Source organism: Larkinella arboricola (assembly GCF_003259745.1).
Taxonomy (GTDB): Bacteria; Bacteroidota; Bacteroidia; order Cytophagales; family Spirosomataceae; genus Larkinella; species Larkinella arboricola.
Map to the genome: position 1 here is coordinate 288,196 of NZ_QLMC01000003.1, position 19,124 is coordinate 307,319.

General features: G+C 52.9%; 14 protein-coding genes. 7 read left to right on the plus strand and 7 right to left on the minus strand.

Translation table 11 applies throughout. The features are described 5' to 3' along the window. The first annotated feature begins 130 nt into the window (after positions 1-130). Positions 131-1,288 carry an acyltransferase family protein gene (locus LX87_RS12600; RefSeq protein WP_111628599.1) on the plus strand — a complete coding sequence of 386 codons (1,158 nt, stop codon included), beginning with the start codon at positions 131-133 and terminating at the stop codon, positions 1,286-1,288. Positions 1,289-1,353: 65 nt separating this feature from the next. Continuing rightward, positions 1,354-4,230, plus strand: coding sequence for a M16 family metallopeptidase (locus tag LX87_RS12605; protein ID WP_111628600.1), 2,877 nt, complete (start codon positions 1,354-1,356; stop codon positions 4,228-4,230). Between the two features lie 130 nt (positions 4,231-4,360). Here LX87_RS12605 and LX87_RS12610 read toward each other — a convergent pair whose 3' ends face one another. Then, on the minus strand, positions 4,361-4,717 hold the full coding sequence (locus tag LX87_RS12610) for a VOC family protein (protein WP_111629182.1): 357 nt from the start codon (positions 4,715-4,717) through the stop codon (positions 4,361-4,363). A gap of 208 nt (positions 4,718-4,925) precedes the next feature. On the opposite strand from LX87_RS12610, the gene LX87_RS12615 reads away from it, so the two are divergent. Further along, the gene (locus tag LX87_RS12615) at positions 4,926-5,798 is read left to right on the plus strand and encodes a c-type cytochrome (protein ID WP_111628601.1); all 873 of its coding nucleotides are present in this window, start codon (positions 4,926-4,928) and stop codon (positions 5,796-5,798) included. Here the strand turns inward: LX87_RS12615 and LX87_RS12620 are convergent. Continuing rightward, the gene (locus tag LX87_RS12620) at positions 5,761-6,645 is read right to left on the minus strand and encodes a sterol desaturase family protein (RefSeq protein ID WP_111628602.1); all 885 of its coding nucleotides are present in this window, start codon (positions 6,643-6,645) and stop codon (positions 5,761-5,763) included. The two genes, LX87_RS12615 and LX87_RS12620, sit on opposite strands and share 38 nt — an antisense overlap. A 175-nt stretch (positions 6,646-6,820) precedes the next feature. Between LX87_RS12620 and LX87_RS12625 the strand changes: the two genes are divergently transcribed. Further along, complete coding sequence (locus LX87_RS12625) at positions 6,821-7,546, plus strand: 6-phosphogluconolactonase (RefSeq protein ID WP_111628603.1); 726 nt, start codon at positions 6,821-6,823, stop codon at positions 7,544-7,546. Here the strand turns inward: LX87_RS12625 and LX87_RS12630 are convergent. Next, complete coding sequence (locus LX87_RS12630; protein ID WP_111628604.1) at positions 7,543-9,471, minus strand: hypothetical protein; 1,929 nt, start codon at positions 9,469-9,471, stop codon at positions 7,543-7,545. The genes LX87_RS12625 and LX87_RS12630 overlap by 4 nt on opposite strands. A gap of 138 nt (positions 9,472-9,609) precedes the next feature. On the opposite strand from LX87_RS12630, the gene LX87_RS12635 reads away from it, so the two are divergent. After that, positions 9,610-10,668 carry a 2Fe-2S iron-sulfur cluster-binding protein gene (locus LX87_RS12635; protein WP_111628605.1) on the plus strand — a complete coding sequence of 353 codons (1,059 nt, stop codon included), beginning with the start codon at positions 9,610-9,612 and terminating at the stop codon, positions 10,666-10,668. 106 nt (positions 10,669-10,774) lie between these two features. Continuing rightward, entirely contained in the window at positions 10,775-13,699 is a 2,925-nt protein-coding gene (uvrA, locus tag LX87_RS12640; protein ID WP_211325305.1) for an excinuclease ABC subunit UvrA, read from the plus strand. Positions 13,700-13,773: 74 nt separating this feature from the next. Here the strand turns inward: uvrA and LX87_RS12645 are convergent, their stop codons facing one another. The 4 genes from LX87_RS12645 to aat all read right to left on the minus strand — a co-directional run bounded on the left by LX87_RS12645 (position 13,774) and on the right by aat (position 17,899). Further along, positions 13,774-14,754 (minus strand): sterol desaturase family protein, encoded by a 981-nt coding sequence (locus tag LX87_RS12645; RefSeq protein ID WP_111628606.1) that lies wholly within the window; start codon positions 14,752-14,754, stop codon positions 13,774-13,776. A gap of 121 nt (positions 14,755-14,875) precedes the next feature. Further along, positions 14,876-16,126, minus strand: a complete 1,251-nt coding sequence (locus LX87_RS12650; protein WP_111628607.1) for a glutamate-5-semialdehyde dehydrogenase — start codon at positions 16,124-16,126, stop codon at positions 14,876-14,878. A 15-nt stretch (positions 16,127-16,141) separates the two neighbouring features. Next, the gene (gene proB / locus LX87_RS12655; RefSeq protein ID WP_262511076.1) at positions 16,142-17,170 is read right to left on the minus strand and encodes a glutamate 5-kinase; all 1,029 of its coding nucleotides are present in this window, start codon (positions 17,168-17,170) and stop codon (positions 16,142-16,144) included. Between the two features lie 102 nt (positions 17,171-17,272). Beyond that, entirely contained in the window at positions 17,273-17,899 is a 627-nt protein-coding gene (aat, locus tag LX87_RS12660; protein ID WP_111628609.1) for a leucyl/phenylalanyl-tRNA--protein transferase, read from the minus strand. A gap of 360 nt (positions 17,900-18,259) precedes the next feature. Between aat and LX87_RS12670 the strand changes: the two genes are divergently transcribed. Continuing rightward, complete coding sequence (locus LX87_RS12670) at positions 18,260-18,964, plus strand: GNAT family N-acetyltransferase (protein WP_111628611.1); 705 nt, start codon at positions 18,260-18,262, stop codon at positions 18,962-18,964. The last annotated feature ends 160 nt before the right edge of the window (positions 18,965-19,124 follow it).

Below are 19,124 nucleotides of genomic sequence, written 5' to 3' on the forward strand. Positions count from 1 at the left end.
ATACGCAGGCCCCGGGCTCTGTTGTACGAAACGGCCCCAACCCTACCCGGTTGGGGCTTTTTTGTGAACACACTGCTTCAATCTGCCTAAAAAATTGTAACTATACAGCAGGATACAACCCACCCGTATCATGGAACAAACGGCTATTTCACCCGGCCATTATCTCAATTCTGACATCAATCGGCTCACCGGCAAGACGCGGCTCCTGTCCCTCGACACCTTTCGGGGCCTTACCGTAGCGGCTATGATTCTGGTGAATAACCCCGGCGACTGGGGCCATATCTACGCACCGCTGGAACACGCCCACTGGCACGGCTGGACACCCACCGACCTGATTTTCCCGTTCTTCCTGTTCATCGTCGGCGTTTCCATTTCGTATGCCTTGCAGGACAAAACCCGGGATGGGCTGGTCGGCAAAATCGTAAAGCGTAGCCTGATTCTGTTTAGCCTGGGCTTGTTCCTCAACCTGTTTCCGAAGTTTGATTTCGCTACCGTCCGGATTCCCGGTGTGTTGCCGCGAATTGCGCTGGTGTATCTGGCGTCATCCCTGATTTACCTCCGAACCACAACCCGAACGCAGGGCTGGCTGATGGGTAGTTTACTCATTGGCTACTGGCTGCTCATGTCGTTTGTTCCGGTACCGGATTTCGGCCCGGCCAACCTGGAACCTGCAACCAACCTCGGTGCCTGGCTCGACCGCACGGTGCTGGGCGGCCACCTTTGGAAAACCTCAAAAACCTGGGACCCGGAAGGCTTGCTGAGTACCCTCCCGGCAATTGCCACGGGTCTATCAGGCATTCTGGCCGGAACGCTCCTGCGTTCGACACGCCCGGAAGCCGAGAAAGCCGTCTGGTTGTTCGTGGCCGGTTGCCTGTCGTTGCTGGGATCCTACGTCTGGAGCGGCTTTTTCCCGATCAACAAATCACTCTGGACCAGTTCGTTTGTCCTGCTCACGTCGGGTCTGGCATTGCAGGCGCTGGCGTTGTGCTACTGGCTGATCGACGTGCGGGGATACCGCAACTGGACCAAGCCGTTCGTGGCGTTTGGCGTCAATGCCATCACGGTTTTCTTTCTCTCCGGCCTGATTCCGCGCATTCTGAACCTGATTCGCGTTCCGCAGCCGGACGGTTCGGACATTGGTGCGAAGGAATGGATGTACCAGACGTTTTTCGTACCGTATTTCGAAAGCCCGTATAACGCGTCGCTGGCCGGAGCCCTGACATTTGTCCTGATTTGGTTTGTAATTCTCTACTGGATGTACCAGAAAAAAATCATTATTAAAGTTTAAATAATACCACTAATTTCGGGTTAAAGCGGTAAACGAGCAATAAACCGTATAACCAACCTGAAACAATGAACAAGATTCTGGCTACCGGACTCATGCTGGCCTGGCTGGCAACCGGTGCGAGTGCCCAACAACCCGTTAAGAAAGCTCCCAAAAAAGCCCCTGCTAAAACGCTCCCGGCCAAAGCCGTAGCAGCCGGGATTCCGGCGGAACTCAAACAACCCATTCCGTTCGATCCGGAGGTGAAAGTGGGCAAGCTGCCCAACGGCCTGACATATTACATTCGGAAAAACACTGAACCCAAAAACCGGGCGGAACTGCGTCTGGTTGTCAATGCCGGGGCCATTCTGGAAACCGACGACCAGCAGGGCCTGGCACACTTTCTGGAGCATATGGCCTTCAACGGCACGAAGAATTTTCCTAAAAACGAGATCATTAGCTTCCTGCAATCGTCCGGTGTGCGGTTTGGAGCCGACCTGAACGCATCGACGGGTTTCGACGAAACCATCTACCAACTGCCCGTTCCGACCGATTCAGTGCGGCTTTTCGAGCAGGCGTTTCAGATTCTGGAAGACTGGGCACATAATGTAACCCTCGACCCGGCCGAAATTGACAAAGAGCGCGGGGTTGTGCTGGAAGAAGCCCGATCTGGACGCGGGGCCGGTCAGCGGATGCGCGAGAAGTATTTTCCGCTCATTCTAAACAACTCGCGTTACGCCGACCGGCTGCCGATTGGTAAGGATGAGATCATCAAAAACTTCAAACCCGAGGTGCTGCACCGGTTTTATAAGGACTGGTACCGCCCGGATCTGATGGCGGTGGTGGCCGTTGGAGATTTTGACGTGGCAAAGGTTGAAGGAGTTATCCGGGAAAAATTCAGCCGGATTCCGGCGGTGAGCAACCCGAAACCACGGGTGCGGTACCCGATTCCACCCCATAAAGACACGAAGATCGCTATTGTAACCGATCCGGAACAACCCAATACCGTGGTCCAGATCATGTACAAACGGCCCGAAATCAAGGGAAAAATCTTGTACGACGTTCGCGAAGCCATCAAGCGGGTGTTGTTCAACTCCATGATTGGCAACCGGATCAACGAACTCACGCAGCAGTCTGACCCGCCGTTTCTGGCTGGCTATAGCAACTACGGTAGTTTTCTGGGCGATCAGGATGCGTTCAGTTCCTACGTAATTGCCAAAGATGGCAATGTAAACCGGGCCGTTACGGCCATTCTGGACGAAAACGCCCGCGTAGATCAGTTCGGATTTACCGAAACCGAATTGGACCGCGCCAAAAAACAGTACCAGAAAGCCGTAGACCGCGCCTACCGCGAGCGCGACAAAACCCGTTCGGGCAGCTACGTAAACGAATACGTCGAGAACTTTCTGCACGGCGACATCCCGGTCAGCATTTCGTTCTACAACGATTTTCTGAAAAAATACCTCGACGGCATTACCGTTGGCGACGTCAATAATTTGGCCAAGCAGTTTATTACGCAGGAAAACCGGGCGGTTGTGATTATGGCGCCGGAGAAAGATAAAGACAAGCTCCCAACCGACAAACAGATTCTGGCTCTGATCAATAATGCCGGTAAAGGCCTGACAGCCTACGTCGATAAAACACTCGACAAACCGTTGTTACCGACCTTACCCGTTGGCAATCCCGTGGCGAGTGAAAAACAAATCCGCGACATCAACGTAACCGAATGGACGCTCCGCAATGGGGTCAAAGTTGTTTTGAAGCCCACGGATTTTAAAAATGATCAGATTATTTTTTCGGCCACCAGCCCGGGCGGCACGTCGCTCTACACCGACAAGGATTTTGAATCGGCCCGGTTTGCCTCGACCCTAGCCCAGATGAGCGGCATCGGCGATTACAACCAGATTCAGTTAGGCAAATACCTGACCGGCAAAACCGTCAGCGTGTCGCCGTACATTGGCGAAACCAACGAAGGCATCAGCGGCAGCACCACGCCCGACGACCTAGAAACGGCCCTGCAACTGGTCTATGCGTATTTTACCGCGCCCCGAAAGGATATGGATGTGATCAAAGGATTTCTGTCGAACCAGAAAAGTTACCTGCAAAGTCAACTGGCAACGCCAACGCCCCAGAAGGTGTTTCAGGACACGGTGCAGTCGCTGCTGGGCGCTTACCATTACCGCCGGTTGCCGCTGACGCCCAACCGACTGGATCAGGTAAACGTAGACCGCGCCGATGCGATTTATAAGGAGCGGTTTGCCGACGCCAGCGATTTCACATTCTTCTTTGTTGGTAACTTTAAGGAGAAAGACATTAAGCCCTTGATTGAGAAATACTTGGGTGGCTTACCGGTAACAAACCGGAAGGAAACTTACCGCGATCTGGGCATTCGGACGCCAGCCGGGAAGATTGAAAAAACCGTCACCAAAGGCATTGAGGCTAAAAGCACCGTTCAACTGGTGTTCAGCGGTGATTTTGTCTGGACACCCGAAAACGCCACGCAGATTGACGCCCTGGCCGAAGCGCTGGAAATCAAGCTGACCGAAACGTTGCGCGAAGAAGAAAGCGGGGTGTATGGGGTGGGCGTGAGCGGGGCCTACGCTAAAATTCCGGCGCAACGGTATACGTTCCGCATCGGGTTTGGCTGTGCGCCCGAGAACGTTGATAAGCTGATTGCCCGCACACTGGCCGAAATAGAGAAGCTAAAACAGAACGGCGCCGATCCGAAAGACATCGAAAAATTCAAAGCCGAAACCCGGCGCGAATCCGAGGTACAGTTGAAGCAGAATAACTTCTGGCTGGGCTATCTGTCCAATCAGTATTTCAATAACGACGACCCCACCGAAATTCTGCGGGAAGACGAACTGCTGAAACAGGTCACGCCGGAAAGCACAAAACAGGCTGCCAATCAGTATTTTGGCAAGAATTTTATCAAGCTGCTGCTACAGCCTGAGCGGAAACAGTAAACGGAGCTTCCCGCAAAGCCGTTGTCTCAACAGCAGTAAACTTGTAGTTACTGATCGACGGCTTTGCGGGAAACATTTCTGCGGTTTTCCAGACAAGGGTACGGTATTTATCTGGAGACGAAACGGTATTTTACGCCACAAATTGCAGCAGTTCAAACCGGTTGCCAAACGGATCGTGGAAGAAAAACCGTTGCCGCCCGTCGATTTCGGAGGAATAAGTAATTTCAATTCCCCGGCGTTCTAACTCCCGTTTCGCTTCTTCGAGGTTTGTAATTTCGAAGGCCGGATGCCGTTTGGAGTACGTTCCACCGGCTTCTTCCCGCAGGTGCAGTTCAATATCAGCAATCGAAAACCAGAGCGCCCCGCCGGGATGCTGACCGGGCACTTCTTTCAACCCCAGCACATCGCTATAAAATGTTCGGGCTTCTTCTTTTTTGCCCTCCGGAATTGGAATGAGTACGTGGTCTAACCGTTTAAAATGAATCATGATAAAAAGCCGGGCAAATACCGTTTGCCAATCGAATACATTCGGCAATATCACACTTTTTAGCCATTTCCCCGCTCTGACCTACCGGTTAATCAATTGATCTTTAGAATATTGCCGCTCACTCAACACTTTATACCGACGATTTAACAAATCGTTACCTTTTAGCATGAATGGTTTCGAATAACCTTAAGCGACAGCGATCATGCTAATGAAAATCTTAAAATGGAGTGGTATTATTCTAGGCAGTATCCTACTTCTGCTCATCGTTTTTTATACCGTAGTTTACTTCCAGACCGAATCACGCGCCAACAAACTATATGACGTAAAGCTGCAATCGCTCACCATTCCGAACGATTCGGCTTCCTACGCCCTGGGTAAACACATTGCCGGTATTCGGGGCTGCCTGGAATGTCACGGTAATGACCTGAGCGGTAACGTATTTCTGGACGAAAGCACCCCGTTGGGTTTGTTGTACGCGTCGAACCTAACCCGCGGAAAAGGCGGTATTTCCTATACCGATCAGGACTGGATTCGGGCGCTGCGGCACGGCTTGGGAAAAGACAATAAGTCATTGTGGTTTATGCCATCACCGGAAGTGAGTACGCCACTTTCAAACCAGGACATGGGCGCTTTGATCTACTTCTTGAAAAGCCAGCCACCTGTCGATAAGACGCATCCGGCCAAGGAATTGAAACCGTTGGGACGGCTTTTAACCTTTCTGGGTGAATTTCCGCTGTTTCCTGCCGAAGCAATTGACCATGATGCCAAACCGGTTGACCATATACCGGCAGCCATTGATCCTGTTTACGGAAAGTATTTAGCCGTTACGTGTTCGGGTTGCCACGGTGCAAATTTCAAAGGTGGTCCCGGACACAGCCCCGGCGAACCCCGGATTGCGGACCTGACCCAGACGGGCAATGTTGGAAAATGGAACTCACATGATTTTATCACCGCTATGCGGACCGGAAAAACGCCCGACGGACGCGTTCTGAGCGATTTCATGCCCTGGAAATACCTCGCTACCACCTACACCGACGACGAACTTAAGGCGATTCATTTATATCTGCATGACTTGAAGTAGTCGTTTCCGGACTGCCCATCGGTGGCCGATACGGCTGAAACGGTATGTTAAGCAGATTGCCGATGCGCGAATGCTCGTGCCTTTCCAGGTGCGTATCGACCCCGTAGCGCAGGTCTTTGCTTGCCATCTCCGCGTACGTTCCGAACAGCCGGTCCCAGAACGGAAAAATGTTGCCGTAGTTGGTATTGGTCTGCGGCAGGACGTAATGGTGATGAACGTGGTGCATGTTGGGTGTCACAAAAAACCAGTTCAGCGGCCGGTCGATCCAGCGCGGCAGATGAATATTGGCGTGGTTAAACTGCGACAGCAGAACCGACAGCGCCTGATACAGCATAACAACTCCGATGGGCGTTCCGGCGATAAGCACCGCCAGCGTCGTGAAAATAAACCGGAAAACGCTTTCGCCGGGGTGGTGGCGGTTGGCGGTGGTGGTATCTACGTACGTGTCGGTATGATGGATGAGATGAAACCGCCACATCCATTTAACGTGGTGTTGCAGCCAGTGAATAGACCACGCCCCGATCAAATCCAGCAACAGCAGTCCCACAACGATCTGCGCCCAGAGCGGCAGGCTCAGCCATTGCAGAACACCAATCTGATGCGCGACAACAAAATCACTGGTTTTGAGCAGAATAAAAGCCAGCACAAAATTGACGGCAACGGTAGTCAGCGTAAAAAACAGGTTGATGCCCGCGTGTCCGGCTTTCCGGTAATGGGCATCGGCCTTTCCGAATTGAAAAAGCGGAACGGCGCTTTCCACCAGCCAGAAAAAAGTAATACCGCCCACCAGAATCAGGCTGCGGTGCGACGACGGAATCGTTTCGAAATACTGAATCAACCGTTCCATAAGCCGTTTTTGCCTTTTGTATTCGATCTTCTCTTTGAAAATTACTAAATATTCTACCCAAAGCCAATCACGCAGCGTAGTTGATCGGGAAACCGAGCCCTAAAATAGATTTGGCTTTTTTTGCGGACTTGTCCACGGCTTCCCCGTATTTTAGCGTCCAAACGAAACCCTGACCATGAACTTCCAGATTTTTCCTGACTACGAAACCCTTTCCCGTCATACCGCCCAGCGCATCGCCGACCTCTTAAACCGTAAACCCGATGCCCTGATTTGTGCGGCATCCGGCGATACGCCCGTTGGTACTTACCGGGCGCTGGTGCAATTGGTAAAAGAAGGCCAGACCCGCATAGACCGCTGTACGTTTGTGGGGTTGGACGAGTGGGTGGGTTTGGGACCGGAAAGTGAAGGAAGCTGCTCGAATTACCTCCAGCGCGAGCTTTTCGGTCCGCTGAACATCGGGCCGGAGCAATACCGGATGTTCGACGCCAAAGCCGCCGATCTGGAAGCCGAATGTGAACTGATGAACCAGTTTGTGGATGAGCGGGGCGGTTTTGATCTGATTCTGGTGGGTGTTGGCTTAAACGGTCATATTGCCCTGAACGAACCCGGAACGCCGTTTACCCTGAAAGCTCACGTTTCCGAACTGGCCGAAACCACCATTACCGTCGGGCAAAAGTATTTCAACGAGCCAACGCCCCTGACACTGGGCCTGACCACCGGCCTGCAACAGCTGATGGACGCCCGCGAAGCCATTCTGATTGCCAGCGGTAGCAAGAAGGCCCCGGTGATCAAAACCGCCCTGAAAGGCCCCGTCACCGAAGAATTTCCGGCCAGCATCATGCAAACGCATCCCAACGGATTCGTCTGGGTGGATCAGGCTGCCGCCGGGGACCTTGCCTAATTCGCTTCCACGGTTACGAGCGCCTTACCCGTGGGGGTTCCCGCTCCGCAGGAGCTGCTTAAAGACGTAATCGTGTACTCCGTCGAACTCGTCGGCGCAACCGTCAGCACGTAGGGGTTCAGAAACGTGCCATTTACTTTGGTGCCGTCGGACATAACGAACGACCAGGGAGGCAGCCCGTTTTTGAACGCAACCCGCACTTTGGAGGTCTGGCCGGGCCGGATGGTGCCTTCTCCCGCAACAATGGCCTGGCTCACATTCGGGGCCAGTACCTTGATGGTGGTTTCAGAACCTGCCACCGCCGGGCTCGTCGACGTTACCCGCAGCCGCACGGTATTGAGCGTATCTTTCAGGTAAGCCGGGTTGATTACGGCTTTGAGTACCCCCTCTTTGTAGGTCGTCGCCAGGCTGACAAACCGGCCACTTGTGTCGGCCACCTGCACAACGTATTTGTTATTGGCATAAAACCGTCCGCCGGTTGTGAACGGCACCGTAATTTCGGAACCGTGGCAGATCGTCCGGGCCGAGAGGTTACCGGTTGTGATGGTCGAGGGCGGAATATTGACCTTCACAAACGCCCGACCGCTGTATTCGCCCACCCCACAGGCGCCACCCGCCGAAGTAATGGCGTAAGGCGTCGGGTTGTTGGGCGTCACCCGAATGGTGTGCGGACTTTTCACAATGTTGTTTTCGTAGGTACCGTCCGACAGCAGAACGAACCACGGTCCTCCCCCACCGAAATCAACGGTCAGTTCGGCGGTTTTACCTTCGTCGATGCGGACCGTATCGTTGCGCAGTACGGCAACCGCCTGAGCAGCTACGGCCAGATTTTCGGCGTTACTCGTGATGGAAGGCAGGGTGGATGCAACACGAATTTTGTAAGCGCCTTTGGGTGAAATACCGTATGGCAATCGCGCCACCAGCGGGCTGGCCGTTCCGGAATTGGAAATGGTGGTCCAGTTGTTGGTCGAGTCGGCCAGTTGAACCACAAAACCGTTGCCGGCCTGGTATTTACCCGTAGCCGTAAACGCCACCTGGAACGGTGTTCCGGTACAAACCCGATAGCCGCCGTTCGGGGCTTTAAGGGCAATCTCCGGGTTCGGATTTTCATTGACATTGACGATAATTTCGCCCGAAACCGTTCCGCTTCCGCAGGGGCCGCTCACGTTCACCACTTTGTACGTGGTGGGTTTGTCGGGCATTACCGTCACTTCGTACGGCGTCGTCATTGTGTTCTGCACTTTCGTTCCGTCCGACAGCCTGAACGACCACGGCCCGTGACCACTCAGGGCAACGCGAAAGGTGGCCGGCTGGCCCGGCATGACGGTAACGGCATTGCTGCCGTCGGGCAGTTCAATCCGGGCGGTGGGTGCGGGCAAAACGCGCAGGGGTTGCGGGGTTCCGTTCACCGCCGGATTGGTAGAAGCCACCCGCAGACTGTAGCGGCTTCCGGATGCGGTATTGACCGGAATAACGCCCGTAAGCGTTCCGTTTCCAAACGGCCCGGCTTTGGCGGGTTCGCCCAGGTTGGTGACTTTGCCAGCCGCATCGACCAGTTGCAAAACAAACTGATTATCCGGCGAAAACCGTCCGCCCGACGAGCTATAGGGCACCGATACCGGTGATCCGGCGCAGACGGCCAGCCCGTTCAGGTCGCCCGTTACAACTTCCGGCAAAGCCACTTTATGGCTGTCGGCCTGGGCGCGCAGGGCCGCCGAATCGACCCGAAAAGTAGTATCGCGCTGAAACATCGCCTTATAGGCGCTGTCTCTCAGGTATTTTTCGATCAGTGTATCTTTCCGGATTTCAATCAGCGTATCCAGCCTGAAGCCCGACCGGGCGGTTCGCGGGCCAACACCCGGCGCTCCCAGACTGACGATACCCACAATCCCTAAAATGACACCTAATACCGTAAACTTATTCATGCAACCGCGGTTTCAATTTCAAAACGTAATGTTCTTTCCACTGGAGTTAACGAACTTTGCGCTAACGATTTTTACCTACAAAGATCGTTAACAATAACGGAAAGTTAGTAGACCCTAGTACAAAGTTAATAAGCCCGCATGAACGAGGAATTGATCCAGCTTCAGGTATCCGAAATAATTCCGGAAACAAACGATACGAAAACGCTTATGCTGCATCCGACCGACGGACGAACGGTTCCGTACCGGGCGGGGCAGTTCCTGACGCTGTTGTTTCATCACCTCGGCCACGAAGTCCGCCGATCGTATTCGCTGAGTTCGACGCCGGGTACGGAACCGTTGAGTCTGACCATCAAACGGGTCGAAAACGGCGAAATTTCCCGCTACCTGCTCGATCACCTCAAGGTGGGCGATACGCTGACCAGTTTACCGCCCGCCGGACGGTTTACGCTGGAAACCGCCCCCGATGAGCAAAGGGATATTGTTCTGATCGGTGCCGGAAGCGGTATTGCTCCCCTGTACGGTATTCTGAAACAGGCATTACGCGATGAGCCGAAGAGCCACGTTACCCTGCTTTATTGCAATACCAGCGAAGAAAATATTATTTTTTACCGGCAACTGGAAGCCTTACAGAAACAGCATCCGGAACGGTTTCAATTGATTCATCTGCTCAGCCAGCCCTCGGACGACTGGCGGAAGGCCGGTAACATCCGGCGGGGACGATTGAACAACTGGCTGCTCGAAAACATGCTTCCCGAGTTGCTGCGGTTTGAGCGTTCGAAAGCGCAATGGTACGTGTGTGGGCCGTTTGCTTTTATGCGGATGGTGCAGGTCACGCTCGTCTATGCCGGCATCCGGCTTGATGCAATCAAGAAAGAAAACTTTGTGATTGAACCCGTTACCCGGACGCCACCGCCCGAACTTGCCAGAGACCACCGCATGCTGCTGCGGTTTCGCGGTACGGAATACGACATTGATGTTCCGGCTTACAAATCGATTTTACAGGCGGCTCTGGACCACGGCATCCCGTTGCCCTACAGTTGCAAGGGCGGACGGTGTTCGAGTTGCGCGGGTCGAATACGGGCGGGCGATGTGCACATGACGATCAACGACGTGCTGACGGAGCGGGATATACAAAACGGCTGGATACTCACCTGCACGGGGTATCCGGCTTCGGAAGGATTGATTCTGGATGTCTAGTTGTCTGCTGCTCTGGGCCACCCGAACGGCGGTTTGTTTTAGTTTGGCCTGCCCGAAACTTCATCACTTTTTTTTCTGTTAGAGTTTAGAATAAGGCTTTCACAACGTGACAGAAAACAACACCGCCCGCAACACCGGGCTTACCGACATTGAACTGACGGGCTACGAGCAGATTGAGGTACTGGGTGCCCGTGAACACAACCTGAAAAATATTGACGTTACCATTCCCCGCAATAAACTGGTGGTGGTAACGGGAATTAGCGGCAGCGGTAAATCATCGCTGGCGTTCGATACGATTTATGCCGAAGGACAACGCCGGTACATGGAAAGTTTTTCGGCCTACGCCCGCTCGTTCATCGGTAACATGGAACGGCCCGACGTGGATAAGATCAACGGCCTGAGCCCGGTTATTTCCATCGAGCAGAAAACCACGTCTAAAAACCCCCGTTCGACCGTCGGCACCACCACGGAGATTTACGACTTCCTGCGGCTTTTGTACGCCCGCGCCGGTGAAGCGTTTTCGTACGTAACGGGCCGGAAAATGGAGCGCCAGTCGCAGGACCAGATCATTGATACCATTCTGGCGCACTACGCCAACAAAAAACTGACCCTGCTGGCACCGATTGTGAAAGGCCGGAAAGGGCATTACCGCGAATTGTTCGTGCAGATTGCCAAACTGGGCTACACCAAAGTGCGCGTTGATGGTGAGGTTCAGGACATTGTGCCGAAGATGCAGCTCGACCGGTACAAAGTCCACGACATCGAAATTGTCATCGACCGGATTGTTCCCAAAGTGGAAGCCGGCGACTCGCAGTCCCGGTATCGTTTAAGTCAATCGGTCCAGACGGCGTTGAAACAGGGCAAGGGCGCCATGCAGATTCTGGATGAGAAAAACCAGTTGATGTACTTTTCCCAAAACCTGATGGACCCCGAATCGGGCATCAGCTATGACGAACCATCGCCCAACACGTTTTCATTCAACTCACCTTACGGTTCCTGCCCGGTTTGTAACGGTCTGGGCGTGATTGAAGAAATTACGGAAGAGTCGGTTATCCCGGACAAATCATTGAGCATCAGCCGGGGGGCGATTGCTCCGCTGGGCGAATACCGTGAACTCTGGTTTTTCCGAGAAATTGAAGTTATCCTAAAAAAATACAAATTAAGCCTGACGACGCCGGTTGAAAAATATCCGCCGGAATTGCTGCACGCCCTGCTCTACGGAACAGAGGAAGATGCCACGATGCCGTCGAAGAAATTTCCGGGTCAGACCGACGATCGGCAGGACACTTATAACTTTAAATTTGAGGGCGTCATTACGTTCCTGAAACGTCAGCAGGAAACGGCGGACGTGGGCGGACGCTCCGACAAAATTCAGGAGTGGCTCAAGGACTTCACGGTCATTAAAGCCTGCCCCGAATGCAACGGCGCCCGACTGAAAAAAGAGTCGCTTTACTTCCGGATCGACAACAAAAACATCTCGGAACTGGCCCGGATGGACATCACCGAACTAGCCGCCTGGATGACCGATCTGGAAAGCCGTCTGTCGGATCGTCAGAACGTAATTGCCAAGGAAATTTTAAAAGAAATCCGTAAGCGGATCGGCTTTCTGCTGGACATTGGCCTGGATTACCTGATGCTCGACCGGCCTTTGCGGACGCTTTCGGGCGGGGAGGCCCAACGCATCCGGCTGGCTACACAAATTGGCACACAACTCGTTGGCGTTCTGTACATCATGGATGAACCGAGCATCGGTCTGCACCAGCGCGACAACGTGAAGCTGATCGATTCGCTGAAGAACCTGCGCGATCTGGGCAATACCGTTCTGGTGGTTGAACACGACAAAGACATGATGCTGGAGTCGGACTTTATTCTGGACATTGGTCCGGGAGCCGGTCGGCACGGTGGGCAGGTGGTTGGGGCCGGAACCCCCGAGCAGTTTCTGAAAAACGGTAGTACGACGGCGGCTTACCTGAGCGGTCGGCGGGCCATTGAGGTACCGAAAGAGCGCCGGAAAGGCAACGGCAATCAGTTGGTTATCAAAGGTGCAGCCGGTAACAACCTCAAGAATGTAACGCTGAAGTTACCGCTTGGAGAGATGATTTGCATTACCGGGGTGTCGGGCAGTGGCAAGTCGTCACTGATTCACGAAACGCTGTTTCCCATTCTGAACAAACATTTTTACCGATCGAAGCGGGAAGCCCTGCCGTTTAAATCGGTGGAGGGGCTTGAGCATCTGGATAAAGTGATCGAGGTGGATCAGTCGCCGATTGGCCGGACGCCCCGTTCAAACCCGGCAACTTATACCGGGATGTTCTCCGATATCCGTACCCTTTTTGCGGAACTGCCCGAAGCCAAAATCCGGGGCTACAAACCGGGGCGGTTTTCGTTCAACGTCAAAGGGGGCCGCTGCGAAGAGTGCGAAGGCGCGGGGATGAAGAAAATCGAAATGGAGTTTTTGCCGGACGTACACGTCATGTGCGAAACCTGCAAGGGCAAACGCTTCAACCGCGAAACGCTGGAAGTTCGTTTCAAAGGCAAATCCATCGCCGATGTGCTGGATATGACCGTTGAACAGGCGCTGGAGTTTTTCACCAGTCAGCCCAAGATTCTGCGGAAAGTCCAGACGCTGAACGATGTGGGGCTGGGGTATATTACGCTTGGTCAACACGCGACCACACTCTCGGGCGGAGAAGCACAGCGGGTGAAACTGGCGGAAGAACTCTCGAAGAAAGATACCGGCAAAACCCTGTACATCCTCGACGAACCCACCACCGGCCTGCATTTTCAGGACATTTCGCATCTGCTCGATGTACTGAATAAACTCGCCAACAAAGGCAATACGGTATTAATCATTGAACATAACCTAGATGTAATCAAGGTTTCGGATCACGTGATTGATCTGGGTCCGGAAGGCGGTAACAAAGGTGGGCTGATCATCGCGGAAGGGACGCCGGAGAAGGTAGCAAAAGCCAAAGGAAGCTATACGGGTAAATTCCTGGCGATGGAATTGGCCGCAGACGGAAACCGTTAAAACGCGCTTCCGGTGGTTATAAGCGAAAAATAAAGCCCCACGGTTAAATCGTGGGGCTTTTCATTGATACCGTCCTATTTAGTCACTTCCGACGGTACGGATCGAAAATTTTTAACTTCTGTTATCGGCTGCAAGCCCGGCGGTTTTTGGGTAAACCGTTGTTTCGGGACGGATTCATCGATTCCCAACTGCTGGCGCATTTCGTCCGCCGTTTGGCTCCGGCCATCGTGACTCCAGCCCGGAGGAGCCAGAAGATATTTCATTTTCTGGGTAAACGGTCCGGGGATACGTAGGTCATCCACCAGTTTTTTCCATTCGTGAAAAACCAGATTAGCGGGCGATTGATCGGTGATGTTGGTCGTCAGGCCGTAGCGGACGGGGTCCTGGGGTACTTCTTCGGCAAAGGTTCCAAACAGCCGGTCCCAGATGATGAGCGTCATGCCCATATTCCGGTCGAGGTAGCGGACGTTGGAAGCGTGATGAACACGGTGGTGCGAAGGCGTTACCAGAAACCATTCCAGAAATCCGAGCTTACCAACGTATTGGGTATGAACAATAATACCGTAAATCTGAGTGGCTGAATACATAAACACAATGTCTTCGGCCCGAAAGCCCAGCCACGCCAGCGGCAGAAAATAAACAAACCGATAGAGCGGTTGCAGCACGGACGACCGGAAGCCAACCGTCAGGTTAAATTCTTCCGAGGAGTGATGGGTGACGTGAACGGCCCAGAAAAGCCGACAGAAATGGTCGATCCGGTGTAGCCAGTAGAAAGCGAAATCTTCCAGAATCAGCAGGATAGGCCAATATAGCCAGGGGTTCGTGATTTCTGTCACCCGGTGTTGATAAACCCATACCAGCACGCCCACATAAAAGCCCCGAACCAGCAGATCGAGACTCATGTTGAGCACGGTCAGGTAGCAATTTTGCAGGATTCCTTTAACCGAATAATACGTTTTATGCTGAAGATAGCTGAACAGGATTTCAACTCCGATCACAAGGGCATACAACGGTGTTGAAATCAACAACAGCAGTGATTCCCGGTACTCAACCATTTTCTTGCGTTACGATGACTACGTTGCAAGTTACAGCATTGCGTACCGCCTATTATGGGTTTAGTGATTAGAAATTTATTAAAAATAGCCCTGAATCCTCAAAAACTACAAAATCTGTTTCCTACCAGCGCACCTGCCCATCGCCAGTCACAACCCATTTTTCGGTCACCAGTTTCTCCAGGGCAAACGGGCCGCGGGCGTGCAGTTTCTGCGTCGAAATCCCGATTTCAGCCCCCAGGCCAAACACTCCGCCGTCGGTAAACCGGGTAGAAGCATTGGCATATACCGCAGCCGCATCCACTTCACTCAGAAAACGGTCGATAACGTCCGAATCCCGGGAAATGACGGCTTCCGAATGGCGTGATGAATACGTCTGAATGTGCGACAGGGCATCATCCAAACCGTCGATTACTTTGATGGCGCATTTATAATCCAGAAACTCCCGGCCAAAATCGCTCAACTGTGCCCGTTGCAGCATCGGATACTTCACTGACGACAGAATGTCGAAGGCTTCTTCGTCCGCAAACACCTCGACGTTCCACTTCGTAAAACCGTCTACCAGCATCGGCAGAAACTCGGCGGCAACGGCCCGGTCTACCAGCACACCGTCGAGTGAATTACAAACCGAAGGGCGCGACACTTTGGCGTTCACCACAATATCGCGGGCTTTTTCGAGATCGGCCGTCTTTTCCACGTAGGTATGACAAACCCCCGCGCCGGTTTCGATGGTCGGCACCAGCGAATTTTGCCGGACATACTGAATCAGCGAATCCGACCCGCGCGGAATGATAATATCGATGTACCGCGTAGCCGTCAGCAGTTCGTTGACCACGGCCCGGTCAGGCGGCATGAGCGAAACAGCAGCTTCGGGCACGTCAAATTCGGCCAGCACCTGATGAATCAACCCCACCAGCGCCAGATTGGAATAATGTGCTTCCTTCCCCCCTTTTAATACACAGGCGTTGCCCGACCGCAGGCAGAGCGAAGCCACATCCAGCGTCACGTTGGGCCGCGATTCGTAAATAACCCCCACCACGCCCAGCGGCACGGCCAGTTTCCGGAGCTGAAGCCCCTGCTCGATGGTTCGTTCCAGCAACACCTCGCCGTTCGGATCGGGTAGCTGGGCCACGGTCCGCAGGCTTTCCGCCAGATCGTTGATCCGTTTTTCGTTCAGCAGCAACCGGTCTTTTTTCGGATCGGTATCCGGCATGGCATCCAGGTCTTTCTGGTTTTCAGCGAGAATAGCGGTTGCGTTTTCAACCACTACGTCGGCTAACCGATTGAGCAAAGCGGTTTTCTGTTCGGACGACAGGCGCCGGACTGAAGCCGATGCCGACTTCGTTTCCTGAAGAAGAGGAGTTACTGTATTCATGACGACACGGTATTTTTACAAAAGTACAATATCATTGGCATTTGCCACCTCGACATTCTGCTGGTTTAGCTGCATCGATAATTGGGCCGACGACAGACGGGCGCGGGCAACGGCCACCGTCGAACCGGCTTCGTCGCAAATCTCAACCACCTCACCGGCCGCAAAATCACCCTCCACCGTTCGAACGCCAACGGCCAGCAAACTGTTCCGCCGGCCCAGCGCCTTCACCGCCCCGGCGTCGATTTGCAAACTACCCGCCGTCAGGCTCCCGCTACCGAGCCAGCGTTGCCGTGCTGAAGGAGAGGCTATCTGGGGCGTAAAAGCCGTACCGGTTTCCCCCCGCAATGCCCGCAAAATACCGTCGGGTTGTTTAAGGCCAAAAATGGCAACCTGAATACCCATGCGCGTAGCGAGTTTGGCAAAGGTCAGTTTGGACGCCATCCCGCCTAGCCCCAGGGCCGATTTCTCATCCCGGACAATACCGAATACCGACTCATCAACCTGATTAACCGTGGAGATAATATGACCCTCCTCATCCAGCAAACCGCCCACCGACGTGCAGAGCATCAGCGTGGAAGCGCCAAAACCCACCGCCATGAGTGTTGCCAGTTCGTCGTTATCGGAAAACTTCAACTCCCGGTCGCTGACCACGTCGTTTTCGTTGGCGATGGGAATAATACCGTTTTTCCAGAGTTCCTGCACGGTTTCCTTGAGTTGCAGAAACTGCTGGCGGTCGGCGAAGTGATGGCGTTCGCAGAGTGTCTGAGCAACCGGAATGTCGTATTGGGAGAAATACCGGTTGTAGACATTCAGCAGCAGCAGATTACCCACAGCCGCAGCGGCTTTCCGCTGCGCAATGTCGCCCCGATAGCCCTGAATAAATCCCTTTCCTGCCCCGACGGCCCCCGACGATACCAGGACAATGTGGTACGAACGACGCAGTTCGGCAACCTGCCGGGCAATGTCGGCAATAACGGCTTCATTTAAAGAGCCATCCGGCATGGTAATTGATGCCGTACCGAATTTAATAACTAAGACTGACACGATTGAATGGAAATAAAAGACAATAACCGATGCATTCCGTCCGCGATGAAGTAAAAGAAGGTGCGAAAATACGAAAGACTACGGATTTAGAGGAATTTAGCCTTAATCCGGTTGATTTCGGAACGAATGCTCCATGATGTGTTCGGTAAAGTGGACCTTTTTTTGCAGCCCCTGCTTCAGCAGCTTCATGTATTCCGTACGGGGTATTTCGATGGCGCCGAACCGCCGGACGTTGTCGTTGATAAACTGGGTGTCCAGTAGCTCAAATTGTTGTTTTTTCAGAATTTCAATCAGGTAATGAAAAGCGACTTTCGATGCATTTGGCACCCGATAAAACATGGATTCACCAAAAAAAACGGCTCCCAGTGCGACCCCGTACAAGCCGCCGACCAGCTCATTTTCGATGTAGGCTTCCACGCTGTGCGCCATACCCATCTGGTGCAAATCGACGTACGCTTCGATAATTTCTTCGGAAATCCAGGTACCGTCGTGTTCGGAACGAGGAAGGGCACAGGCACGCATAACCTGCTCGAAATCAGTATTAATACGCACCTCAAATGTTTTCTTGTTTAAGACCGGGCGCAACGATTTGGCGGGATGATAGGTTTCAATTGGGATAATGGCACGGGGGTCGGGCGAATACCAATAGAGTGTATTGTCCGTGTCGGCCATCGGAAAAATTCCGTTTATGTAGCCATAAATCAGGTCATCAGAGGACAGACGGTACATACAGAATGCAGAAAGTTCATATAACAAAAGTATAAAAATATCGATTGGAAAAAATGATCAAATTGATGAACGTTTACTCAATATTTTCGTTATCATATTGCACAATCGAAACTATTCCTTTATCATTGTCGCGCTTTTGGGTAATCACAAAAATGGCAACACCTGTCTATATACCGACTTTCTACCACACAACGCCATTTCGGTTCAGGTCCGAAAGGACCCGACCATTTTGTTCGCCTACGCGGTGAGCATCCGCCCCTGCGGTTCAGCCCTTTCTAATTTCATTTTCAACAAACTTTTTGATCTCAAAACCTACCGGTTTCCTGCCGGCCATGGGTTCATTTATTCGATCAATTCACGATGACTTCAGAAGTAAACAACGATACTTACCTTGTTCAGGTCGCTGATGAAAACCATCTGCAACTGGCTGAAACGATCTGCAAGGAAATGGAGCAAAGCGCCAAGGCTCGGGGTACGGGGATTGCCAAACGCTCCCCTCTTTACCTGATGGAAAAGATGCTGGAAGGAAAGGCCATTGTTGCCACCACAAAAGAAGGCGATTGGGTTGGGTTCTGTTACATCGAAACCTGGGAACACGGTAAGTTTGTAGCGAACTCGGGGCTCATTGTGCATCCGGACCACCGCAAAAGCGGGATTGCAACCCGGATTAAAAACGAAGCCTTTAAGCTGTCGCGCAGAAAATATCCCGACGCCAAAATCATCGGTTTAACGACGAGTCTGGCGGTCATGAAAATAAACTCTGATCTGGGCTACGAACCCGTAACACTCAACGAACTACCGGCCGATGATGCGTTCTGGAAAGGCTGTTCGAGCTGCGTTAACTACGATATTCTGACCCGGACCAACCGGAAGCACTGCCTCTGTACGGGAATGCTATACGACCCGGAGCAGCACAAAAAGACAGAGGTAAAAGAAAACTGGAACTTTCTGAAAGAGTCGAAGCTCTACGAACGCTGGATGCGCATCAAACAGCGTATTCTGATGCGTTTTCAGGATCGTCCCCGGACGAGGAAACCCGAACGTGAGTTGGAAGCCGTCGGGTGATAAAGTCATTGTTCGTGTATTCAAGTGATTTTAAGTCCCTTTCGGCGGTTGGCTGGAAGGGATTTTTTAGTTTTGTGCCGTATTGATCACAAGCGCAGGGCGCCGGGTAAAGGGCAACGAGGGGACAACACATCCTTGTGCCCGATGCACCATGCCCTGC